The organism is Streptacidiphilus jiangxiensis (assembly GCF_900109465.1).
In the GTDB taxonomy this organism is placed as follows: Bacteria; Actinomycetota; Actinomycetes; order Streptomycetales; family Streptomycetaceae; genus Streptacidiphilus; species Streptacidiphilus jiangxiensis.
The window spans coordinates 123,463-146,488 of sequence record NZ_FOAZ01000004.1; the positions used below are offsets into that span (position 1 = coordinate 123,463).

20 protein-coding genes are annotated in these 23,026 nt (G+C 71.3%); 15 read left to right on the forward strand and 5 right to left on the reverse strand.

The features are described from left to right. Window positions 1-98: 98 nt before the first annotated feature. Genes BMY61_RS09495 through BMY61_RS09510 form a run of 4 tightly spaced genes read left to right on the forward strand, consistent with a single transcriptional unit; the run spans window position 99 to window position 2,574 of the window. Window positions 99-905, forward strand: a complete 807-nt coding sequence (locus BMY61_RS09495; protein ID WP_042441832.1) for an alpha/beta hydrolase family protein — start codon at window positions 99-101, stop codon at window positions 903-905. Continuing rightward, on the forward strand, window positions 892-1,551 hold the full coding sequence (locus BMY61_RS09500; protein WP_042441831.1) for a maleylpyruvate isomerase N-terminal domain-containing protein: 660 nt from the start codon (window positions 892-894) through the stop codon (window positions 1,549-1,551). Before BMY61_RS09495 ends, BMY61_RS09500 begins: the two co-directional genes overlap by 14 nt. A gap of 43 nt (window positions 1,552-1,594) precedes the next feature. Next, window positions 1,595-2,227, forward strand: a complete 633-nt coding sequence (locus BMY61_RS09505) for a histidine phosphatase family protein (RefSeq protein ID WP_042441830.1) — start codon at window positions 1,595-1,597, stop codon at window positions 2,225-2,227. Window positions 2,228-2,274: 47 nt separating this feature from the next. After that, window positions 2,275-2,574, forward strand: coding sequence for a YciI family protein (locus BMY61_RS09510; RefSeq protein WP_042441829.1), 300 nt, complete (start codon window positions 2,275-2,277; stop codon window positions 2,572-2,574). Here BMY61_RS09510 and dapA read toward each other — a convergent pair. Continuing rightward, entirely contained in the window at window positions 2,550-3,461 is a 912-nt protein-coding gene (dapA, locus tag BMY61_RS09515; RefSeq protein ID WP_042441828.1) for a 4-hydroxy-tetrahydrodipicolinate synthase, read from the reverse strand. The two genes, BMY61_RS09510 and dapA, sit on opposite strands and share 25 nt — an antisense overlap. A 104-nt stretch (window positions 3,462-3,565) precedes the next feature. Then, window positions 3,566-5,083, reverse strand: a complete 1,518-nt coding sequence (locus BMY61_RS09520) for an MFS transporter (protein ID WP_063773144.1) — start codon at window positions 5,081-5,083, stop codon at window positions 3,566-3,568. Between the two features lie 142 nt (window positions 5,084-5,225). Here BMY61_RS09520 and BMY61_RS09525 point away from each other — a divergent pair, with 142 nt between their 5' ends. The 3 genes from BMY61_RS09525 to BMY61_RS48590 all read left to right on the forward strand — a co-directional run bounded on the left by BMY61_RS09525 (window position 5,226) and on the right by BMY61_RS48590 (window position 7,459). Next, the gene (locus tag BMY61_RS09525) at window positions 5,226-5,849 is read left to right on the forward strand and encodes a TetR/AcrR family transcriptional regulator (protein ID WP_042441827.1); all 624 of its coding nucleotides are present in this window, start codon (window positions 5,226-5,228) and stop codon (window positions 5,847-5,849) included. A 78-nt stretch (window positions 5,850-5,927) separates the two neighbouring features. Next, complete coding sequence (locus tag BMY61_RS09530) at window positions 5,928-6,611, forward strand: ribonuclease HII (RefSeq protein ID WP_042441826.1); 684 nt, start codon at window positions 5,928-5,930, stop codon at window positions 6,609-6,611. A 491-nt stretch (window positions 6,612-7,102) separates the two neighbouring features. Beyond that, the gene (locus BMY61_RS48590) at window positions 7,103-7,459 is read left to right on the forward strand and encodes a hypothetical protein (protein ID WP_342342516.1); all 357 of its coding nucleotides are present in this window, start codon (window positions 7,103-7,105) and stop codon (window positions 7,457-7,459) included. An 86-nt stretch (window positions 7,460-7,545) separates the two neighbouring features. On the opposite strand, the gene BMY61_RS09540 is transcribed toward BMY61_RS48590, so the two are convergent. Together BMY61_RS09540 and BMY61_RS09545 are read right to left on the reverse strand one after the other, a co-directional pair. Then, window positions 7,546-8,208 (reverse strand): hypothetical protein, encoded by a 663-nt coding sequence (locus tag BMY61_RS09540; protein ID WP_052438245.1) that lies wholly within the window; start codon window positions 8,206-8,208, stop codon window positions 7,546-7,548. 215 nt (window positions 8,209-8,423) lie between these two features. Further along, the gene (locus BMY61_RS09545) at window positions 8,424-10,634 is read right to left on the reverse strand and encodes a RecQ family ATP-dependent DNA helicase (protein WP_042441824.1); all 2,211 of its coding nucleotides are present in this window, start codon (window positions 10,632-10,634) and stop codon (window positions 8,424-8,426) included. A gap of 179 nt (window positions 10,635-10,813) precedes the next feature. Here BMY61_RS09545 and BMY61_RS09550 point away from each other — a divergent pair, with 179 nt between their 5' ends. The 7 genes from BMY61_RS09550 (at window position 10,814) to BMY61_RS09580 (ending at window position 19,642) form a co-directional block, all read left to right on the forward strand. Beyond that, a complete protein-coding gene (locus BMY61_RS09550) occupies window positions 10,814-12,016 on the forward strand; it encodes a DUF4192 domain-containing protein (RefSeq protein WP_052438244.1) in 1,203 nt (400 codons plus the stop codon). 43 nt (window positions 12,017-12,059) lie between these two features. Beyond that, window positions 12,060-12,809 carry an NUDIX hydrolase gene (locus BMY61_RS09555; protein WP_042441989.1) on the forward strand — a complete coding sequence of 250 codons (750 nt, stop codon included), beginning with the start codon at window positions 12,060-12,062 and terminating at the stop codon, window positions 12,807-12,809. Window positions 12,810-12,919: 110 nt separating this feature from the next. Continuing rightward, a complete protein-coding gene (locus tag BMY61_RS09560; RefSeq protein ID WP_052438243.1) occupies window positions 12,920-14,038 on the forward strand; it encodes an ATP-binding cassette domain-containing protein in 1,119 nt (372 codons plus the stop codon). 378 nt (window positions 14,039-14,416) lie between these two features. Further along, on the forward strand, window positions 14,417-15,217 hold the full coding sequence (locus BMY61_RS09565; RefSeq protein WP_042441823.1) for a hypothetical protein: 801 nt from the start codon (window positions 14,417-14,419) through the stop codon (window positions 15,215-15,217). Between the two features lie 153 nt (window positions 15,218-15,370). Next, window positions 15,371-16,315: a FadR/GntR family transcriptional regulator gene (locus tag BMY61_RS09570; protein WP_042441822.1), complete on the forward strand. Its 945-nt coding sequence runs from the start codon at window positions 15,371-15,373 to the stop codon at window positions 16,313-16,315. Between the two features lie 517 nt (window positions 16,316-16,832). Beyond that, window positions 16,833-18,470: an RNA polymerase sigma factor gene (locus BMY61_RS09575; RefSeq protein ID WP_075003830.1), complete on the forward strand. Its 1,638-nt coding sequence runs from the start codon at window positions 16,833-16,835 to the stop codon at window positions 18,468-18,470. 383 nt (window positions 18,471-18,853) lie between these two features. Further along, a complete protein-coding gene (locus BMY61_RS09580; protein WP_042441820.1) occupies window positions 18,854-19,642 on the forward strand; it encodes a S1 family peptidase in 789 nt (262 codons plus the stop codon). 325 nt (window positions 19,643-19,967) lie between these two features. On the opposite strand, the gene BMY61_RS09585 is transcribed toward BMY61_RS09580, so the two are convergent. After that, a complete protein-coding gene (locus BMY61_RS09585; protein ID WP_042441819.1) occupies window positions 19,968-20,201 on the reverse strand; it encodes a DUF7455 domain-containing protein in 234 nt (77 codons plus the stop codon). 558 nt (window positions 20,202-20,759) lie between these two features. Here BMY61_RS09585 and BMY61_RS09590 point away from each other — a divergent pair. Further along, a complete protein-coding gene (locus BMY61_RS09590; protein ID WP_042441818.1) occupies window positions 20,760-22,865 on the forward strand; it encodes a DNA gyrase/topoisomerase IV subunit B in 2,106 nt (701 codons plus the stop codon). The last annotated feature ends 161 nt before the right edge of the window (window positions 22,866-23,026 follow it).

Consider the following 23,026-nt stretch of genomic DNA (forward strand, 5'->3'; position numbering starts at 1 on the left):
ACGGTTCGCACGGATTGACCGACAGTGTCCCCCGGAGCCTCCGCTCCGGGGGACATTTCGTCGTTGCACGGAACAACGCAGGTCACTAGGGTGCGCGCGTGACTGCGGATGATCAGGGGACGGGCGACGAGCTCTGGGACGAGTTCGTCCGGGAGTTCCACAAGAGCAAGGGGATCCACGAGCCCAGTGCGGCCGAGCGCACGCCGGTGGCTCAGTCGGCCGGGCGCTCGTGGCGGCGGTGGCTGCTGATCGGGGCCGCCGGTGCCGGGACGCTGGCCGTGCTGGCGGGTGTCGGCCTGTTCTCCAGCTCGCCGCGGCACTCCGCCGCGGCGGGCACGGCGGATTCCTCGCCCCGTCCGGGAGGGAGCACCCCTGTCCAGGCGGCTGCCAGGACCCCGTCGGCGGGCGGATCGGCTGAGGCGGTCACAGCTGCGCAGGCGTTCCCGGCACGGGTCGGCGGATACACGCGGGTCGCCTCGGTCACGGACAAGGTGTGCACCGGGACGGACACGGTCGGGCCGACCCTCGCCGGGCTGATCACCCAGAGCCGCGGTTGCCGGGGTGTCGCCATCGCCCTCTATCGGGATGCGGCCGGTGACGAGTTCGACCTCGACGTGTTCAGCATGAACGACCCACAGGACGCGGCCCACCTCGTCTTCGCCCTCGGAGCGAACCCCACCGACGACGAGGTGGTGGTGCAGGTTCCGCCCGCGAACTCCGGGCTGCGGGCGCTGCCGGCGGACAGCGGCCTCGTGCAGGCGTTCGCCGGGACCAAGCGCCTTGCGGTCGTCGGTCTCGCCCAGTGGTCGGACGGACGTTCGAGGGACTTCCAGGCGCTGACCGACAAGCTCTCGCCGCTGCTGGACGCGGTGACCAAGGAGGCGGGTGGCCATGCCGGTGCGTGACGGAGCGCAGGGTGGTCCGGGGCTGGTCACGGCCGACGATCTGGCGCACGGGGTCGCCCTGACCGTGGCCATGCTGCGGCAGCCCGCCGCCCTGGAGGCGGACTGGAGCCGTCCCGCCGGATCGCTCACCTGGGACTGCTGGGAGACCGCCGAGCATCTGGCCGACGACCTGTTCGCGTATGCGGCCGAACTCGGGTCCCCGGTGGGGGCCACTCCGGAGCCCGTGCCGTTCGTGTTGGCCCGCACCGCTCCGGACAAGCCCAGGAGCACGATCTTCGCGCAGCGGGACGCCGGGCCGTCCGGGCTGCTCCGGGTGCTGGAGTCCTGCGGAGCGCTGCTCGTCGCCATGGTGCGGACCGCTCCGCCCGAGGCCAGGGCGTTCCACGGGTTCGGAATCGCCGACGCCGAGGGCTCGGCGGCCATGGGGCTGGTGGAGACGCTCGTCCACGCCGACGACCTCGCGCAGGGGCTCGGGATTGCCTGGGAGGCTCCGGCGGACCTCTGTGCCCGGGTGCTGCACCGACTCTTCCCGGACGCCCCGGGCGGCTTCGCGCCCTGGCCGACGCTGTTGTGGGCCGCCGGCCGCGGTGAGCTGCCGGGGTTGGCCCGGCAGGAGTGGTGGCGCTGGGACAGCTCGGTGCGGTGAGACGGCGAGGCCCGTCGGCCCCCACTGGGTTACGGTGGCCGGTATGGCGCGGCCGAAGCGAATTGTCCTGATCCGACATGGTGAGTCGGAGGGCAACGTGGACGAGACGATCTACGAGCACGTCCCGGACCACGCGCTCACGCTGACCGCCCGGGGACGGGAGCAGGCCCGCGCGGCCGGTGCGGAGCTGCGGGCGCTCTTCGGCGTGGAGCGGGTGCAGGTGTACGTCTCGCCCTACACCCGCACCTGGCAGACCCTGGAGCTGCTCGGCCTGGAGCAGGCGCGCATGCGCGTGATGGAGGAGCCCCGTCTGCGCGAGCAGGACTGGGGGAACCTCCAGGACGTCGACGACATCCGCAGACAGCGCAAGCTCCGTGACGCGTACGGGCACTTCTACTACCGCTTCACTCAGGGTGAGTCCGGAGCCGACGCCTACGACCGGGTGGGCGCCTTCTTCGAGACGTTGCACCGCAACTTCCAGCGAGCCGACTACCCGCCCAACGTGCTGCTGGTCTGCCACGGGCTGCTGATGCGGCTGTTCTGCATGCGGTGGTTCCACTGGAGCGTGGACGAGTTCGAGGTGCTGTCCAACCCCGACAACGGGGAGATGAGAACGCTCGTTCTGGGGACGGACGGCCGCTATACGCTGGACCGTCCGTTCGACCGCTGGACCTGATCCGCCGGTCCTGATCTGCTGGTGTCGCACCGGCTAGGAGCCCAACCGTGTTCATCGTCACCCTCTCCTACACCGCCCCGATCGAGCAGGTGGATGCGCTCCTGCTGGAGCACCGGGCCTGGTTGGACGAGCAGTACGCCAAGGGCGCGATGCTCGCCTCGGGTGCGAAGGTGCCGCGCACGGGCGGCATCCTCCTCGTCGGCGGCCTGGACCGGGCCGCCCTGGACGCCCTGCTGGCCGAGGACCCCTTCGCCAAGGGCGGCGTCGCCCACTACGACGTGGTCGAGTTCACCGCGACCAAGACCGCCGAGTGCCTCGCCGACTACCGGGAGCAGCCGGCGTTCTGAAACGCCGTTCGCAGCCGGTCGCGCAGGTCCGGATCGGCCTCGACCAGCGGGGGCCGGACGGGGCCCGCAGGCAGGCCCGCGTCGGCCAGCAGCGCCTTGGCGGTCACGGTTCCCGGCGCCTCGTCCATCATCGTCTGCACCAGCGGCAGCAGCTGCTGGTGCAGACGCAGCGCCTCCGCGTTGTCCCCGCGCGCGTAGGCGTCGAGCACGGCCAGGGTCTGCCGGGGAGCCACATTGGCGACGGTGCTGACGACCCCGACGGCGCCGATCGCCAGCAGGGGAAGGTTGAGCTCGTCGGCGCCGCAGTAGTAGTGCAGGCCCGTGTCGGCGATGGTCCGTGCCGCTCCGGCGAGGTCGTAGCTGACATCCTTGACCGCGACGATCCGCGGATGCTCCGCAAGGGACCGCAGGGTCTCCCCGGACAGCCGGGTCCCGGTGCGGTGGGGGATGTCGTAGAGCATCACCGGGAGTGAGACCGCGTCAGCGACGGCGCTCAGATGGCGGCGCACGCCCTCCTGTTGGGGGCGGCTGTAGTACGGGGTCACCACGAGGAGGCCGTCGGCGCCGGCACGCTCGGCCGCTCGGGCGAGAGCGACGGACTGCGCGGTGTCGCTGGTCCCGACGCCCGCGATCACCCGGGCCCGTCCACCCACGGCCTCGACGACGGAGCGCGTCAGCAGGTCCTTCTCCGCGTCGGTGGTGGTGGGCGATTCCCCGGTGGTTCCGCTGAGGACGAGGCCGTCGCATCCGGAGTCCACCAGGTGCGCGGCGAGCTTCTGTGCGCCGTCGGCATCGAGCGTTCCGTCCGGATGGAACGGCGTCACCATGGCGGTCAGGCAGCGGCCGAGGGGGAGGGCGCGGGAACCGCGGAGGCTGGTGTCGTTCATGCTTCCAGCCTGAACGGCACCAGCCGTGTAGCACCAGCAATGATTACTGCAGCCAACAGTTCACAGTTGCTCATCGATGTGAGGGCTGTGACCCGTGGGGCTCGTCATGCGGCTTCAGCATGGGGTGGATCCGAGGAGGTGGGCGGTGCGGGCGGCGGGGCCGGCTGCGCCATCAGACCGAGGCGTTGCGGAGGCTTCATCACGAAGAGCGCCATCAGCAGGGCGATACCTGTGAAGACCAGGGACACCTGGAAGGCGGAGGTCATGCCGTGCACGAAGACCTGGTTCGGATCACGGTGCGGGAACAGCGCCTTGGCCTCGTTCCGCTGGGCGGTCGCGAAGACCGTCACCAGGATGGCCAGTCCGAGGGAGCCGCCGACCTGTTGGGTCGTGTTGAGCAGGCCCGTTGCGGAGCCCGTCTCGTGCGGGGCCACCCCGGAGACGGCGGTCAGCATCACCGGTACGAAGATGCAGCCCATGCCGAAGCCGAAGATCATCGTCGGGCCCAGTACGCCGCCCGCGTAGCTGCTGTGCACGTCCAGCTGGGTGATCCAGTAGGCGCCGCCGTTGATCAGGACGGTGCCGAGGATCATGAACGGTTTCGCGCCGAATCGGGTCTGCAGCCGCGCCGAGAGCTGCGCGGCCACGATGATCGAGAGGCTCATCGGCAGGAAGCCCAGTCCGGCCTGGATGGGGCTGAAGCCGAGGATGTCCTGGATGAACTGGGTCATGAAGAAGAAGATCCCGAACATCGCGGCGGCGAGGCAGAGCATCAGCACGTAGGCGCCGGAGCGGTTCCTGTTGCGGAACATTCGCAGCGGGGTGATCGGCTGGGCGGTCCGCGACTCGATCACCAGGAACGAGATCAGCAGGACGGCGGCCGCGGCGAACGAGGCCAGGGTCCAGACGTCGGACCAGCCGTCCTCGGCGGCGCGGATGAATCCGTAGACCAGCGAGACCATCCCGAGCGTGGAGGTCAACGCGCCAGGAAGGTCGAACCGGCCGGGGTGGCGTTCGGAGTCGTTGATGTAGAGGGGGGCCAGCAACGCGAGCGCGATGCCGATCGGGACGTTGACGAACAGCACCCAGCGCCAGGAGAGCCAGGAGGTGAGTATGCCGCCCATGAGCAGACCGATGGCGCCGCCGGCGCCGGCCACGGCCGAGTAGACGCCGAAGGCACGGTTCCGTGCGGGGCCCTCCTTGAAGTTGGTGGCGATCAGCGCGAACGCCGTCGGGGAGGCGATCGCGCCCCCGATGCCCTGGAGGGCCCGTGAGGCCAGCAGCATCCAGGACGTGGTGGAGAGTCCGCCGAGCAGCGAGGCGCCACTGAAGATCAGCACGCCGGTGATCAGTGTGGGTCTGCGGCCCAGGATGTCGCCGATGCGGCCGCCGAGCAGCAGCAGGCCGCCGAAGGTCAGTGTGTAGGCGTTGAGTACCCACGAAAGGCTGGTCGGGGTGAAATGCAGCGCGGTGGAGATGTGGGGCAGCGCGATGTTGACGATGGTGATGTCCAACACGACCATCAGCTGCGTGGTCGCGATGACCGCCAGGGAGATTCCGGCATGCTGGCCACGCTTGGCCTGGGCCGGAACGCTGCGGGTCAGGGTCTTCGAAGTGGCCACGGTTCCCCCTGGGAGGTGTGCCACGGTGGATGGTTTCGGGAAAAGGCTTGGAATGAACGGAGGCGTTCACTAACGTCGACCCTAGACCCGGACAAATACGGACACAAGACTCAGATGCCGTCAGCTTCGGGGGTGGAGAGGAATGCACAGGACAACGCCCCCCGTCCCGTCACCCCCGGTCGCGGTCAGGCGCCGGGGTCGAGCTCTTGAGCAGGCGATCTTCGAAGCCACCCTGGAGCAGCTGATCGCCTCCGGCTACGCCCGGCTGAGCATGGAGGCCGTGGCCGCGGCCGCGCAGACCGGCAAGGCCTCCCTCTATCGCAGATGGGGGAGCAAGGAGCAGCTGGTGCTCGACGCACTGGGCGCCAACCTGCCGCCCACCGGAGCGCCTCCGGACACCGGGGGCCTGCGCACCGACCTCCTGGCCGTGCTCGACCGGCTGCGCACGGCCATGAGCTCCCGCCCCGGCTGTGCGGCCCGCGCGGTGATCAGCGAGCTGGACCACGAGCGCGCGGCGGCCTTCATCGGCCTGGTCCACCAGCTGATCCTGGACCCGGCCCACCTGCTGCTCCTGCAGGTGGTGCGGGCGGCGGCGGAGCGCGGTGAGATCCATCAGGAGGCCGCCACGCCGATGGTGCTCGACATCGTTCCCGCGATGATGATGTACCGGGCCAAGACCCGGCAGGGGCGCTTCACCGAGGCCGAGGCGCTGGCCCTCGTCGACGAGGTGCTACTGCCGGTCCTGGGATTCACCGGCCGAGCCTGATCCGCCTCGGACGGGGCCAGGTCCGGGTGGGGCCGGGAGGGCAGGATCGTGCCGTTCCGGGGCCGTTAGGCTGAACGCATGCCTGTGGATCCGCCCTCCCATTCCGTCGAACGCTCGCTGCGCCGAGCCGGCGCCCAGCTGGTCGCAGGAGTCGACGAGGTGGGACGCGGTGCCTGGGCCGGTCCGGTCACGGTCTGCGCCGCGATCACCGGTCTGCGCAAGCCACCCGCGGGGCTCACCGACTCCAAGCTGCTCACCCAACGGCGCCGGGAGGAGCTCGAGCCGCTGCTGGCCAAGTGGGTCCACGCCTACGCCCTCGGGCATGCCAGCCCGCAGGAGTGTGACGAGCTCGGCATGACCGCCGCCCTGCGCCTCGCCGCCGTCCGGGCGCTCGAGGCGTTGCCCGAGCAGCCCGACGCGGTCATTCTCGACGGCAAGCACGACTACCTCGGCGGCCCCTGGCGGGTCCGCACGGTGATCAAGGGCGACCAGTCCTGCATTGCCGTCGCCGCAGCCTCGGTGATCGCGAAGGTGCGTCGGGATGCGCTGATGGCACAGATGGGGGAGCGCTACCCCGACTTCGCCTTCGCGGACAATGCCGGCTACCCCTCGCCCGTGCACCGGGCCGCGCTCGAACGGCTGGGGCCGACCGAGCAGCACCGCCTCTCCTGGGCCTATCTGGAGGAGTTGCCCGAGTGGCGGCACCTGAGGGTCCACCGTGAGCCGGTCGACGCCGGCGAGCAGCTCTCGCTGGGGTTCTGACCGAGCGGCTCTCGCCGGTGTTCTGACCTGGCGTCGGCAGCGGTGACCGGCATTCCGGTACCGGTCCGCGATGGCCTGGAGGCGACATCGGGTCTGCTTCCAGGAGACCCGCGCGTGCACGTTCGGCCATGGAGCTGTCCGACGGGCGAGCCCCCCTATCCGCTGCTCACAGGCAACGAGTAAGCTCTGGGGCGCTGTTCGGCGCCATCCAGTGCGCCGCCAGAAATCGTGCCGAGGAGCTGGAGATCCACAAGACCGACTCGGGCCAGGGCGTTCCATCCACCGACGAGACGGACCCGGTAGCCCGCACCGCCGCGACCGCAGTACCTTCCCCTACCAGTGTGGCCGCCGCGCCGCGTCCCGGGCCCCGTCCCGGTCCGCCCGCCCGGCGTCCCGTTCCCGGCCCCCCGGCCGGGCCCACGCGCTCCGCCAAGCCGGGATCCCCGGCCCGCCGGAGCGCCGACGCACTGCCGACCCTGCCGGAGCTTCAGTTGCTTCCGGCTGCTCCCGACACCGCGCTGGACCGCGCGGACGAGGCGGTCGACCTGTTGCTCGACGCCGGTCGCGCACCCGGGCAGATCCTGGTGCTGACGACCGATGCCGCACACCCGTGGCAGCAGCACGAGCAGTCCTTCGGCGCGGAGCGCTACTGGGCTCAGCTCGAGGCGGGTGACGACGTCTTCTACGCCTCCGCGCAGGACTGCAGGGCGACGCGCCGCGAAGCCGTCGTGCTGGCGGTCAACGGCGGGGACACCAGTACCGTCCAGGACGCGCTCGCCGTCGCGCTGGCGCGAGCCACGACGCTGCTGATCGTCTGCGGGGAGACCCCGCTGCCGGCGCAGCGTTAGGGCCTGTCCGGCATGGCCGTCCCGGCGGTTCCGGTCCTCGGACCGGAACCGCCGAGGCGCTGTGCGAGAAGAGGTCGCTTCGGGTGTCAGTGGGCTACGGCCTGCGCGACCGGGGCGGCCGGCATCAGCGCGGGGCGAGGCCGTGTGCCCTCGATGGCGACCGCCATCGAAGAGAGTGCGGGTGCGCGTTCTCTACTGGGAAGTTCGCTGACCGTGCTCACGGCGCGACGTGCCCAGGACCCGGCCTGCGGACTGCGTCCACGGCGGTGCTCGCCAAGGACCTGCCAGCCCTCCTCGGTCAGCGTGATGTAGGCGCCGCACCGCAGCCCGTGCAGGACCGAGGCGTCCTGGAGGGCCCACATCCAGGCGCCGTCGAGTTCGGTCCAACCCGCCGGGGTGTCGCGGCACTGCAGGACCACCGTACTGTGCACCGGCGACTGCCGACGCAGGCCGTGCGGGACGACGTGACGCAGATGCGCGAGCAGGACGTTGCGCAGATGCCAGCCGTCGGTGATCCGCTCCGGGACCACGAAGGAGGCGCCGGCCACGACCCGCCCGTCGCCGGCGAGTACGCCGAGCACGGTGACCCCGGGGTGGGGGAGGTGGATGCGGTGCAGCTCGTCCACCACGGATCGGGGGTCGAGCAACGTGGGCAGGCTCGACTCGGCCCAGGTGGTCGGGTCGACTGAACGCTCCGGTGCCGGGATGCGCGACTCCCCGGACAGCTTGAGGGGATGGCCGATGCTCAAGATCCTCCTTCCCCGTGCCCGCGCGCGGGCACCTCGCACACCAGCCGTGGACGGAGCGTCTGGCCGGGATACCTGCCAATTCTCACGTGCTCCGCACGGACCGGCAACGGTGATCCCGCCGGAAGTGTCCCTGCTTCTGGTGATCCGGTGGATAAGTCCCGCTCGGCACGCCGCATGGTCTCCACCGTTCGGCCGTGCTGACGGCCGACAGCGGGTCAGGAGGACTGCGCCAGAACCAGCGGGAGCACCGCAGGCGCGCCGGCCCGGCGAAGCAGCCGCGAGACGACCGCCAGCGTCCAGCCGCTGTCAGCGAAGTCGTCGACCAGCAGCAACGGACCACTGCGGGCTCCGTCCTGGCCGCCCTCGGCCAGGGCGGAGACCAGATCGGCGGGCAGCACGAAGGCGTCGTGGAGCTGATTGAGGCGCTGGGCGCTGTTGCCGCGCCCGCCCCGTCGCATGTCGACGCCGGGGGCGTACTCGACCTGGCCGAGCAGCGGCAGCCTGCCGATCCGGGCGATCCCTGCGGCCAGGCTCCCGATCAGTTCAGGCCTGGTCCTCGAGGCGATGGCCACGACGGCCGAGGGGCGCTGCTCCCAGGCGGAGGGTCCTCGGGACCAATCCGCCAAAAGGGTGACGACGCCGTCGAGCACCTGGGACGGCACCGGTGCGTCAGGTGTCTCGGGGGAGAGCAGGGCACGCAGTCTCGTGCCCCAGCCGATGTCGGAAAGACGCCCCAGCGCCCGCCCGGTCGCGGCCTGCTCACCGGCCGGGATCCGCCCCTTGAGCGCGACTCCGACGGCCGACATGCCCGTTGGCCACATCCGGCGGGGCTCGATCTCGATGCCCGGCCGGCCCAGAACGGCCCGTGCGGCCGTGAGCGTCTCGGCGCTGACCTCCGTGGAGCGGTGCTCGCCGGTGCAGTTGTCGCACCGCCCGCAGGGCGCCGCTTCGGGGTCGTCCAGCTGACGACGGAGGAACTCCATGCGGCAGGTCTCGGCAGCCGCGTAGTCGAGCATCGCCTGCTGCTCGGCGACCCGGGTCTCGTTGACCCGGGCGTATCGGGCCGTGTCGTAGGCCCAGGGCTGCCCCGTGGCCACCCAGCCGCCTCGTACGCGACGGACCGCGCCGTCGACGTCGAGCACCTTGAGCATGGTCTCCAGGCGGGTGCGCCGCAGATCGACCCGGGCCTCCAGGGCGGGGGTGGAGAGCGGCAGCGGCTCCCCCGCAGGGGTGGCGTGGCCGGCGAGCGCCTCGAGCGTCGTTCGGACCTGCTCCTCGCCGGGGAACGCGAGCGAGGCGAAGTAGCGCCAGATGGCGGCGTCCTCGGCTCCGGGCAGGAGCAGCACCTCCGCGTGCTTGATGCCGCGCCCGGCCCGGCCCACCTGTTGGTAGTAGGCGATCGGGGAGTTGGGCGACCCGAGGTGGACCACGAAGCCGAGATCCGGCTTGTCGAAGCCCATGCCCAGGGCGGAGGTGGCGACGAGCGCCTTGACGCGGTTGGCCAGCAGGTCCGCCTCGGCGGCCTGTCGCTCCGCGTCCTCGGTGCGACCCGAGTAGGACGCGACGGTGTGGCCGCGCTGCCGCAGGAAGGACGTCACTTCCTCGGCTGCGGCGACGGTCAGCGTGTAGATGATGCCGGAACCGGGGAGCTCCTCGAGCCGGTCGGCGAGCCAGGCGAGCCGGTGAGCCGGGTCGCCCAGGTGGAGGACCCCGAGGCTGAGGCTCTCCCGGTCCAGCGGGCCGCGCAGGACCAGGGCCTCTCCTCGGGCACCGGGCTGCCGTGCCGGCCCGGTGTGGGTGCCGAGCTGCTCGGCGACGTCGGCGGTGACGCGTGCGTTGGCCGTGGCCGTCGTGGCCAGGACCGGGACACCGGCCGGGAGATCCGCCAGCATGGTGCGCAGCCGGCGGTAGTCGGGGCGGAAGTCGTGGCCCCAGTCGGAGATGCAGTGTGCCTCGTCGACCACCAGGAGACCGGTGGCGGCCGCGAGCCGGGGCAGTACCTCGTCCCGGAAATCCGGGTTGTTCAGCCGCTCGGGGCTGACCAGAAGGACGTCGACCTCTCCGCCGGCGATCTCGGCGTGGACCGACTCCCACTCCTCGGTGTTGGAGGAGTTGATGGTGCGCGCCCTGATCCCCGCACGGGCGGCGGACTCGACCTGGTTGCGCATCAGGGCGAGCAAGGGCGACACGATGACCGTCGGCCCGGCGCCGGAGGCCCGCAGGAGGGCCGTGGCGACGAAGTAGACGGCGGACTTGCCCCAGCCGGTGCGCTGCACCACCAGCGCCCGACGCCGGTCGACGACGAGCGCCTCGATCGCGCGCCACTGGTCCTCGCGCAGCCGGGCGTCGCCGCCGGCGAGCGAACGCAGCACCGCGTCGGCCTGCGCCCGCACGGCGGTGCGGTTCTGGAGCTGGGTGTCATCCATGCGCTCATTGATAGTCGGCGGCGCCGGCAAAGGCGAACCCGGCGCGTCAACCTGTGGATAACTGGCCTGCGCGATCAGGACTCACTGGATCGGGTGATCGGGTTTTCCACAGCCCCCGTGTTGTCCACAGATTCGGGGCGGTCCGCACGCGACGCCTTGCCTTTCGACACGCTCGCCGCATGAACGAGCACAGCACTCCGCCGCACTCCGCGGCCTCGCCCTCCCCGTCCGACCCTCCCGTGTCGGCCTTCTCCGCCTTCGAACCGCCCGTGGTGCGGATGAAGTCCCCGGCCGACATGGCCGACGCGCTGCCCTACCTGTTGGGCTTCTATCCGAGCGACAGCGTGGTGGCGCTCGGGCTGCAGGGTTCGCGTCGCCGGCAGGGAGGTTCCGTCCGCGTCGACATCCCCGCCTCGTCGGCTTGGCCGGCCGCCGCCGAGGAGGTGGTCGGATTCCTGCTGGCGCTGTCGGAGCAGCGCGACCGCCCGCCGGACGCGGTCATCCTCTACCTCTGCCAGGACCCCGAGCTCGGCGGGAGCCCCCGCGCGGTCGCCGAGCGCCTGCGGCCCCTTGCCTCGTTGCTGGCCGAGGGGTTCGCCGCCGCCGGCGTCCCGGTCCACGAGTCCCTCTGCGTCTCGCAGGGGCGGTGGTTCTCCTACACCTGCACCGACTCGGCCTGCTGTCCCGCCGAGGGGGCTCTGGTCCGGCCTCCGGGCAGCACCTCGGCCGTCGCCGCTGCGGCGGCCTTCGCCGGGATCCAGGTCCGCGGCAGCCTTCGGGACATGCACCGGGAGTTGGAGCCGGTGGTGGCCGAGGCGGCGGGTCCCCTGCTGCAGGCCTTCGAGCGGGAGATGCCCGCGATCTCGGCCGAGCTCGCCCGCGAGGGGGGTCGCGAGCGGCTGCGGGAGGCCACGGCCGCGCTCGTCGACGCCGCGGTGCTCCGGTTCGGGCGCGGCGACCGCGAGCTCGACGACCACGACGCCGCACGGATCGTGTTCGGCCTCCAGGACCGGCTGACCCGCGACCGGGCGGCCGAGTGGCTCGACCCGCCCGACGTCGCCCACGCCGCGACCTTGTGGCGCTATCTCGCCAGGCGCTGCGTCGGCCCCTTCGCCGATCACGCCGCCGCCCCGCTGTCCCTGCTCGGTTGGACGGCCTGGGTGACGGGTGACACAGTCACCGCAAGGGTGGCCCTGGGGCGTGCCCTGGCCGTCGATCCGACGTACACCTTCGCGAACCTGCTGTACGAGGCGATCAACTGCGGAGCGGTCCCCGACACGCTGTGCGCCACCCTTCGGGCGGAGCGCGCCGCCCGCATCCGGAGGGGCGGCCGGCGTCGGCGGGGGAGGCTTCCTCGCTGTCTGGGCCGATCAGTCGATTGAGGCCCCACTGTTTATCGTCACTGAGACGACTAAGATGCGGCGCATGTCGCGTTACGATCCGTCGGCCTTCCCTCCTTTTGCGGTCACCGTCGACCTGGTGGTCCTGACCGTGCGCGACCACGTCCTGTGCGCGTTGATGGTCCGCCGAGGCGAACCGCCCTTCCAGGGCTTCTGGGCACTGCCGGGCGGATTCGTCCGTCCCGACGAGGGCCTGGTCGAAGCTGCCGCCCGTGAGCTGGCCGAGGAGACCGGCCTGCGCGCGCACGGCGCTCCCGGCCAGGGGCCCGGCGTCGGCGCCCACCTGGAGCAGCTCGCCACCTACGGTGACCCGCAGCGCGATCCGCGGCTCCGTGTGGTCAGCGTGGCCTACCTGGCCCTGGCTCCGGACCTGCCCACTCCGAGGCCCGGCGGTGACGTCCGCAGCGCCCGCTGGGCGCCGGTCGAGGAACTGCTCGGCCGTGGCAAGGGGGACGACGGGATGCTGCTCGCCTTCGACCACAGTGCGATCCTGGCGGAGGGAGTCGAGCGGGCCCGGTCCAAGATCGAGTACTCGGCGCTGGCCACGGCCTTCTGTCCCACGGAGTTCACCGTCGGCGAGCTGCGCCGGGTGTACGAGTCCGTCTGGGGCGTGCAGCTGGACCCGCGCAACTTCCACCGGAAGGTCACGGGGACGCCCGGCTTCCTGGTGCCGGCCGGCGGCACGACGACGCGTCAGGGCGGCCGACCTGCGCAGCTGTTCCGCGCGGGGGGAGCCACGGTGCTGAACCCGCCGATGCTCCGCCCGGACAACTGACGTCGGCCGACGGTCGACGCCCACGCGCCGTATCGGTCAATCCCACGCAAAGTAACTATGTCGGTCTATCGTGCTGGCGTTGGGGGTGATCAGCGCGGAGGTGCCCGACCGTGGCTCAGACTGTCCAGACCCAGGCCGACGAGGCCGCCCGGGGCCAGCAGGTGCGGCAGGGGCACCACCCGTTCCAGGCGATCGGGTTGACCAAGGCCGGGCGGCGAGGCCGCCCGCCGGTCCTGTTGGATGTGTCCTTCGACGCTCGGGCGGGGCAGGTCACCGTCCTGCTCGGCCCTGAGGGGTCCGGGCGCACCACCGCTCTGCGTCTGGCGCTGGGGCTCGACAAGGGGCAGGGGGCCGCCCTGTTCCACGGGCGCCCCTACCGGCGCCTGTCCCGCCCCGAACGCGAGGTCGGGGTGGTCCTCGGCGAGGCCGACCGGCCCGCCGGTCACCCCGGACGCAGAGCCAGGGCACACCTTCGGATGATGGCCGCCGCCGCAGGCGTCCCGGCCCGGCGGGCCGACCAACTGCTGGAGCAGACCCGCCTCGGGCCCGCGGCCGAACACCGGCTGCGGACCTTCTCGCCCGGCATGAACCGCCGCCTGCAGCTGGCGCAGGCGCTGCTGGGTGATCCGGGCACGCTCGTGCTGGATGAGCCCACCGAGGGGCTCTCGCCCAAGAACGTCGAGTGGTTCCATGCCTTCCTGCGCGCCTTCACGGCCGGCGGCGGGGCGGTTCTGGTCACCTTGCGCAGTCCGCAGCAGGCGGCGCAGCTCGCGGACCGGGTGGTCACCATCGACCTCGGCCGGGTCCTGGCGGACCAGCCGGTCGAGGAGTTCCGCCGTACCCGGCTGCGCGACGAGGTGTCGGTCCGTGGCCCGCAGGTGGGCCGCCTGGCGGACCTGTTGTCGGCGAGCGGCGCGACGGTCCGCCACGACGGCGGTAACGCGATCGCCGTCGAGGGGATGGCCCGGACCGAGATCGGCGAGCTGGCCTTCCGGCACGGCATCCTGCTCCACGAGCTGGCCGACCACGTCGTCGAACACGCCCCCGCGCCGGGGCCGCGTCCCGCCGAACCCGCGGGCGCCACCCTCGCGCGCGCGAGCGTCGCGCTCGGCCCCGGGGAGACGGTCACCACACACGTGATCGTCCCCGCCGAGCCGGGCCCGGCCGTGCTGCCCGCACGGCGCGCCCCGGAGGTCGGCGAGCCGCTCTTCGACGACGAGGACGACTGACCGCCGGGGAGCGGTGCCGCAGCCGATACCGGGAGCCGGGCCACGTGCCCGCGCACCCGGGAGCGGGCGTCCGGGCCGAGCGCGGGAACCGCGCGCCGGAGCCGAGGAGCCCCTCTCCGGGGACGGCGGACGCGGCCCGGAGGTCGGTCCGGAGGCGCGTCCGCGCAGGCAGCGGCTGCGTCGGTCGGCGCCCCGAGGCCCCGAGGCCCCGAGGCCCCGAGGCCCCGAGGCCCCGAGGTCCCGGGTCCCGGGTCTTGGAGCCCTCATCCCGGGCGTCACCCCTGAGATCCCGGGCGTCGCCCCCGACGCGGCACAGCGACGGCCACAGCCAGACAGCGATGCAGAAGAACCGCGACGGACGACGAGAGCGAGCGACCCGTGCACGCACTGACCTATGAGCGCCGACGACTGACCGGGGTGCGATCCACCTGGCTGGTGCCGGTCGTGGTGCTGGCAGCCAGCGCCACTGTGGCCGCGCTGACGCTGCGGCAGGCCGCCGCAGCCGGCTCGCCCGCAGCCGATCCGCTGCGGGTGCTCACGGCGGGGCTGCCCCTGCTCCCGCTGCCGCTCGCGGCCCTGGGGGCCGGGGTGGTCGGGGCGCTCTCGGCCGGTCACGAGTTCCGGCACCCGGCGCCGCTCGCGCTGCTGCGGCCGCTTCGGCGCCGGCTCGCGCTGCTGGTGGCCAAGCTGGTCGTCGTCGGCGCGTTCGGAGCGCTGCTCGGCGCTGCCACGCTCCTGCTGGACGCGGCCGTGCTGCACGTCGCCGACCACGGCGCGGCGGCGGCGCTGGAATCGGCGGCGCTGCACGGGCATCTTCCGCCCGCCCTCGGGGGCTATCTCGCACTGGTCCTCGCAGGCGGCTGGATCGGGCTGCTCGGTGCGGTCCTGTTGCGCAGCGCCGCCGCGGGGATGCTCGTGCTGATCACGGTCCCGGTGCTGATCGAACCGGTCGCTTCGGCGGTGTTCGGGCAGGCGGCGGGCGGGAACGGAGGGTCGGCGTTGCACTGGCACCGCCTCTTCCCCGTCGACGGGCACCACGCCTGGCTCTACGGCGCCGTGTCGGGGCTGCACAGCGGGACGACCGTCTCGGACCTGGGCCTGGCGATCGCGGTCGTCGCGCCCGTCGCCGTGCTGCTCCTCGCCTACCTGGTGCTGCTGCCGCGCCGCAGCGCCCTCTGAGTCGATGCGGGGTCTCCGCTGGGCCGGGAGATGCGGTCCGAGCCGCACGGGGCGGTGACGTCAAGAGCGCGTCGTGGCATGAGCGGGGCACAGGTGGGGCAATAACAGCCGATATGGCGTCAATTGTGTAGTGATGCGCGATCACCCTTTCGTGTGCTTTTCACGAAATTCCTCAAGGGCGCCCGCGCCATCGCCGACAAAGGAGACGTGAGTACCGTTGCGCACCCCACGATGCCCCCCGCCCAGATGACGTCCACTCAGCTGGACCGCTTCCCCGTAGGCGCTTCGCACAGCTCGGCCCCTGGTGTGTCCCACGCCACGAGCGGCGCTGCGCTGCACTGGGACAGCTCCGACCCCGACCTCGGCCGGGTCGGCCGCCGCGCCGCCGGAAGTCGCGGTCGAGGCCTGCACGGACAGCTGGTCCAGCAGCTCGGTCAAATGATCGTTTCCGGTGACCTCGGCGCTGACCGCCCGCTGGTGCCCGAGGAGATCGGGCAGCGGTTCGAGGTCTCCCGCACCGTCGTCCGCGAGTCGCTGCGCGTGCTGGAGGCCAAGGGCCTCGTCAGCGCCCGCCCCAACGTCGGCACCCGGGTGCGCCCGGTGTCCGACTGGAACCTGCTCGACCCGGACATCATCGAGTGGCGCGCCTTCGGACCGCAGCGCGAGGACCAGCGTCGCGAGCTCTTCGAGCTGCGCTGGGCCATCGAGCCGCTGGCCGCCCGCCTCGCGGCCGGCCACGGCCGGGACGAGTCCCGTCAGCGCATGCACGACATGACCGAGATCATGGGGCACGCGGCCGCGCAGGGCGACGCCCTCACGTACAACCGCGCCGACGCGGAGTTCCACGCGGTCCTGATGGAGCTCGCCGGCAACAAGATGCTGGAGCACCTCGCGGGTATCGTCGGCTCGGCGCTGCAGGTGTCGGGCGGCCCGGTCACGGCTTGCGACCGCCCGTCGGAGCCGTCCGTGGGCCTGCACGTCCGCCTCGTCGACGCGCTCGGCACGGGGGACGGCACGGCGGCCGAGGCCGCGATGCGGTCGCTGCTCATGGTGCACCCGGAGGTCGACCCGCTCGTCCCCGGCCCGCGCGAGCACTGAGGCCGCTCCGGCCGGGCCGTTGCCGCCCGGCCGCGCCATCGGACGGCGGCTCCGTCGTACGGCCGCGCCGTCGCGCATCCGTGCCGAGCAGTGCCGCACCACCGCACGACTGCTCCACCGCCGCACCACGACCGCCCGTACGACCTTCGGCAGGCCGCCGCCGCCATGAGCGATCACGTCATGGCCGCGGCGGCCTGCGGCGTTCCCGGGCCGTAGGGCGTGTGCCGGGGAGCAGGGCGGCGCGGGGCGCCCGTCGGGCGGATCGCGCTACCCGATTCAGGCGACACTCGGAATGAGCCCGGATCTGGCATCGTTGAACGGGGTAGACCTCCGTTTGGCAAGCGACTCCCGAAGTATGTGACCTGCGCCACGTAAGTAGGGCGTAACGCTTTGCCGCGCCGAGCGATGTGTACCAGGGCGGTGACTGATCCGTACTGATCCGCCAAGATCCATAGTTTTTGCAGTCTCCGGAAGGCCGCCATCGCGGCCGGCCTTCTGTCCACTCACGTCCGAGAGGTTGTTCGTGTCGGCCAGCACATCCCGTTCTCTCCCTCCCGAGATCTCCGAGTCCGCCGCTCTGATGGCGCTCATCGAGCGGGGTAAGGCTCAGGGGCAGATCGCCGGTGATGACGTGCGGCATGCCTTCGAGGTGGACCAGATTCCGGTCACCAAGTGGAAGAACGTCATGCGCAGCCTCAACCAGGTCCTCGATGAGGAGGGTGTGACGCTGATGGTGAGCGCTGCGGAGTCTTCCGCCCCCAAGCGCCCCCGGAAGAGCGTCGCGGCGAAGAGCACTGCCACGAAGACGACGGCGACCAAGTCCGTCGCTCCGCGCCCTGCGGCCGCGAGCACGACCCGTACCGCTGCTCCGCGCGTCGCCGCCGCGTCGCCGGTGACCGTTTCGGTCACCGAGACCGTGACCTCCGTCGAGGTCGAGGCGACCCTGGTGGCTGCCCCGTCTGATCCGGCGAAGAAGGCCGTGGCCAAGAAGGCCGTGGCGAAGAAGGCCGCGCCGGCGGCCAAGAAGACCGTTGCCAAGAAGACCGCCGCCAAGGACGCCCCCGGCGCCGAGAAGGCCGAGGGCGAGGAGGAGCTGCTCAGCGACGACGAGCTGCTCGAGGGTGGCGCCCCGGCGGCTCCCGCCGAGGGCGAGGCTCCTGCCGAGGGCGAGGAGGAGTCCGAGGGCTTCGTCCTGTCCGACGAGGACGAGGACGACGCACCGGCTCAGCAGGTCGCCGTGGCCGGTGCCACTGCCGACCCGGTCAAGGACTACCTCAAGCAGATCGGTAAGGTCCCGCTGCTCAACGCGGAGCAGGAGGTCGAGCTCGCCAAGCGCATCGAGGCCGGTCTGTTCGCCGAGGACAAGCTGGCCACCGAGGACAAGCTGGCGCCGCGTCTGCAGCGCGAGCTGGAGATCATCGCCGAGGACGGTCGCCGCGCCAAGAACCACCTGCTGGAGGCCAACCTCCGTCTGGTGGTCTCGCTGGCCAAGCGCTACACCGGTCGCGGCATGCTCTTCCTGGACCTGATCCAGGAGGGCAACCTCGGTCTGATCCGCGCGGTCGAGAAGTTCGACTACACCAAGGGCTACAAGTTCTCGACGTACGCCACCTGGTGGATCCGTCAGGCGATCACCCGCGCCATGGCCGACCAGGCCCGCACCATCCGTATCCCGGTGCACATGGTCGAGGTCATCAACAAGCTGGCCCGCGTCCAGCGCCAGATGCTCCAGGACCTGGGCCGTGAGCCCACCCCGGAGGAGCTGGCCAAGGAGCTGGACATGACGCCCGAGAAGGTCGTCGAGGTCCAGAAGTACGGCCGCGAGCCCATCTCGCTGCACACCCCGCTCGGCGAGGACGGCGACAGCGAGTTCGGTGACCTCATCGAGGACTCCGAGGCCGTGGTCCCGGCCGACGCGGTCAGCTTCACCCTGCTCCAGGAGCAACTCCACTCGGTGCTGGACACCCTGAGCGAGCGCGAGGCCGGCGTCGTCTCCATGCGCTTCGGCCTGACCGACGGTCAGCCGAAGACGCTGGACGAGATCGGCAAGGTCTACGGGGTCACCCGTGAGCGCATCCGCCAGATCGAGTCCAAGACCATGTCGAAGCTGCGCCACCCGTCGCGTTCCCAGGTCCTGCGCGACTACCTGGACTGACGGTCGACGGATCCCGTCGCCGAATCCGAGAGGCCCCCGACCGCACGCGCGGCCGGGGGCCTCTCCGGTTGCGGGCCCTCAGGCGCCTTACTGCTGCTTGCGGCGCTTGAAGAGCCGGACGATCCAGGCGATCAGCACGGAGCCCACCCCTCATTCCATGGACGGTCCATCAGGGGGTGAGTGTAGGGGCCGAGTTGGGCCCCCGGGCAGGTTCCGCTCACCCTTCGTGCGGATGTTCTGGCGCCCGGACGTGCGTGGTTGCGGGAACGGAGGGTGATCGCCTGGATACCCTGTGGCGCGACGGGAGTGTGTGCGGCGAAGGGAACAGGGTGGGATCCAGGCGGCAGAGGTGTGGGGAGCCACCGAAGCGCAGGCGGACGCTGATGGTGCTGTTCGCGGCGTTGCCCGCGGCGTTGGCCACCCCGGCGACGCCGGCGGCGGCGATCGTGGGCGGCGTGCGGGCCAGCACCACGGACCATCCGTGGATGGTGGCCGTCGCCAGTCGGTCCGTCTACGGGGACTCCCGGTCGGGCCAGTTCTGCGGCGGTACGCTCGTCAGTCCCACCAAGGTGGTGACCGCCGCGCACTGCCTCTACGACGAGACGACCGGCGAGCGGGTGAACCGGCCCGACCTCGACGTGATCGTGGGGCGGACCGACTTGGCGGGCTCCGTGGGGCAGGAGGTCCCGGTCGTCAGCACCTGGGTGGATCCGGACTACGCCATGTCCACCAACGAGTGGGATGTGGCGGTGCTCACCCTCGCCGAGCCGCAGGATCCGAGCAGCGTGCTGCCGATGGTGGCTCAGGGCGCCACCGCACCCTATGCGGCGGGTACCGCCGCCACCGTGTTCGGCTGGGGAGACCTTCGCGGGAACGGCACCTATCCGACCACCCTGCACCAGGTGCAGGTGCCGATGGTCGCCGACTCGACCTGTGCGGCCGACTACCACTCGGGGCCCTCGGGCAGTTACGACGGCCGCACCATGGTCTGCGCGGGTCTGCAGTCCCTGGGCGGGCGGGATGCCTGCCAGGGGGACAGCGGAGGGCCGTTGGTGGTTGCCGGGCGGCTCGTGGGCGTCGTCTCGTGGGGCGAGGGCTGTGCGGAGCCCGGCCATCCCGGCGTCTACACCCGGCTCGCGGCGATGGCGGACGCCGTGCGCGGCCAGCTCTGACGGCGCCGCCGGCGCGGAGGGTGCGCCGGTCCCAGGAGGGCCGTCGGCTCCGAGGGCGGGTGCGCGGTGTGACGAACGCGACGCACGCAGCGAGCACGACGGACACGTGAGCGGGACGGACACGTGAGCGGGACGAAGGGGAGAGCGGGACGAACACGACGATGGGCGGCGGACCGGTTGGTCCGCCGCCCATCGCCCGGGACAGCTCTGTTCGTCAGTTCAGCTCGTCTTCAGCGAGGCACTGAACCCTGGCGCTGCTTCGGCGCCTTGCGGCTTCGCACGGGTGCCCACTGTGCACCCGGCGTGTCCGCCTGGATGCGCACGGTCAGCGCTCGTCGGCCTCGACCGTGGCCGTGGTGGCCGTCAGGCGGCCGCTCTCGTCCTGTATCTCGGCGGCGATCTTCTTCAGCTCCGGCTCGAACTTCCGGCCGTGGTGAGCGCAGAAGAGCAGCTCTCCACCGGACACGAGCACGACGCGGAGGTAGGCCTGGGCGCCGCAGCGGTCGCAGCGGTCGGCCGCAGTCAGCGGGGTCGCGGGGGTGAGAACGTTAGTAGTCACGTCGCCTCTTCTCTAGCTCGACGAGCTGTCTTACCAGGGTCAACATCCAACCAGGCCGGTTTCGTTCCCGCTCGGTCTTTCTTTTTGAGCGACGTCCGGGGCTTTGGATGGAGACGGCGGTCTTGGTAGCGATGCTGTCGGTGGTGCGTGTGGTGCTTTGATCTGTGTTGCGTTGTTGTACTGGAGGACGTGCCCGGAGCGCGAACGGTTCATGCCTGCCGCCATCGATGACCGACCTTCACTCGAACGTGTTATCGAACGCTCGTGCGAGGTGCGCGTAGCATAAGCCACGATGAGCTGGAAGCAATAGCCCCAGCCCACGCACCGGTAGCCTGCATCCCGGCAGCATTCCTGCCATGGTGCCTTGGCCCCCTGCCTGGAAGCCAGGGAAGGGGCGTTTGTTCGCAGCCAGCGGAAGTGCGCATGACTTCCGTCACCTGAACGGACAAGCAACAGTCGGAAAACCAGTAGTCCCGTAGTAGCGAAGTCCCAGCCAAGTCCCAGCGAAGTCCCGCAGTAGCGATGGTTGCAGTAGCGAAGGTTAAGGAGCAGGACCGCGTGACCGCCGAACAGACCGTTCCCGCAAGTGCCCAGCAGGACGGCTCCAACTACACCGCGCGGCATCTCCTCGTCCTCGAGGGCCTGGAAGCGGTCCGCAAGCGTCCCGGCATGTACATCGGCTCCACCGACAGCCGGGGCCTGATGCACTGCCTCTGGGAGATCATCGACAACGCCGTCGACGAGGCCCTGGCCGGCTTCTGCGACCACATCGACGTGTTCCTGCACGGGGACGGCTCCGTCGAGGTCCGCGACAACGGTCGTGGCATCCCGGTCGACATCGAGCCGAAGACCGGCCTGTCCGGCGTCGAGGTCGTCATGACCAAGCTCCACGCCGGCGGCAAGTTCGGCGGCGGCTCCTACGCCGCCTCCGGCGGTCTGCACGGTGTCGGCGCCTCCGTCGTGAACGCACTCTCCGCCCGCCTCGACGTCGAGGTCGACCGCAGCAGCCACGTGCACGCCCTCAGCTTCCGCCGCGGTGCGCCCGGTTCCTTCAAGGGCGACGGGCCGGACGCCGCCTTCACCCCCGGCAGCACGCTGGACAAGAGCCGCAAGGCCCCGCGCGGCAAGACCGGCACCCGCGTCCGCTACTGGGCGGACCGGCAGATCTTCCTCAAGGACGCCAAGCTCTCCCTGGAGCACCTCCACAACCGGGCCCGGCAGACGGCCTTCCTCGTGCCGGGCCTGACGATCGTCGTGCGCGACGAGCGCGGCGTCGACGGCGCGCCCGTGGACGAGCAGGTCTTCCGCTTCGACGGCGGCATCGCGGAGTTCTGCGACTTCCTCGCCCCCGACAAGCCGGTCTGCGACACCCTGCGCTTCACCGGCCAGGGCACGTTCAAGGAGACCGTGCCGGTGCTGGACGAGCTCGGCCACATGACGCCGACGGAGGTCGTGCGCGAGCTCGGCGTCGACATCGCGCTGCGCTGGGGCACGGGTTACGACACCACGGTTCGTTCCTTCGTCAACATCATCTCCACGCCCAAGGGCGGCACCCACGTCGCCGGCTTCGAGCGCTCGATGGCCAAGACGTTCAACGAGGCGCTGCGCGCCGCGAAGCTGCTCCGGGTGGCCGAGGACGACATCACCAAGGACGACGCGATGGAGGGCCTGACCGCGGTGGTCACCGTGCGTCTGGCGGAGCCGCAGTTCGAGGGCCAGACCAAGGAGGTGCTCGGCACCTCGGCCGCGCAGCGGATCGTTGCGGCCGTGGTGGCCAAGGAGCTCAAGGAGTTCCTGACCTCCACCAAGCGCGACGCCAAGGCGCAGGCGCGCACGGTGATGGACAAGGTGGTCTCCGCCGCCCGCACCCGGGTCGCAGCCCGTCAGCACAAGGACGCGCAGCGTCGCAAGACTGCGCTGGAGACCTCCTCGCTGCCCGCCAAGCTGGCCGACTGCCGCAGCGACGACGTGGACCGCACCGAGCTGTTCATCGTCGAGGGTGACTCCGCGCTCGGCACCGCCAAGGTGGCCCGCAACTCGGAGTTCCAGGCGCTGCTGCCGATCCGCGGCAAGATCCTGAACGTGCAGAAGGCGTCCGTCTCGGACATGCTCAAGAACGCCGAGTGCGGGGCGATCATCCAGGTGATAGGGGCCGGCTCGGGCCGCACCTTCGACATCGACCAGGCCCGTTACGGCAAGGTCATCATGATGGCCGACGCCGACGTCGACGGCTCGCACATCCGCTGCCTGCTGCTGACCCTCTTCCAGCGCTACATGCGGCCGATGGTCGAGGCGGGCCGGGTCTTCGCGGCCGTCCCGCCGCTGCACCGGATCGAGCTCACCAACCCCCGCAAGGGCCAGGAGAAGTACATCTACACCTACTCCGACAGCGAGCTGCGCAACACGCTGCTGGAGCTCCAGCGCAAGGGCCAGCGCTGGAAGGACCCGATCCAGCGCTACAAGGGTCTCGGCGAGATGGACGCCGACCAGTTGGCGGAGACCACCATGGACCCGCGGCACCGCGTGCTGCGCCGGATCAACCTGGGCGACCTGGACGCGGCCGAGAAGATCTTCGACCTGCTGATGGGCAACGACGTCGCGCCGCGCAAGGAGTTCATCGTGGACTCCGCCTCGACGCTGGACCGCTCCCGCATCGACGTCTGACGAAGATCGGCAAGGCTCGTCCACCCGGGGGTGGAGAGGCGGCGTCGCCGCTTCTCCACCCCCGTCTCCATCCCTGCTCCGAGGCCCGGCGGGCCCCGTGTCCGTAGCTTCGAAGGTGTCGGCGGAACCCCGCCGCGGAGCCCAGGGAATCGAAGCAGGAG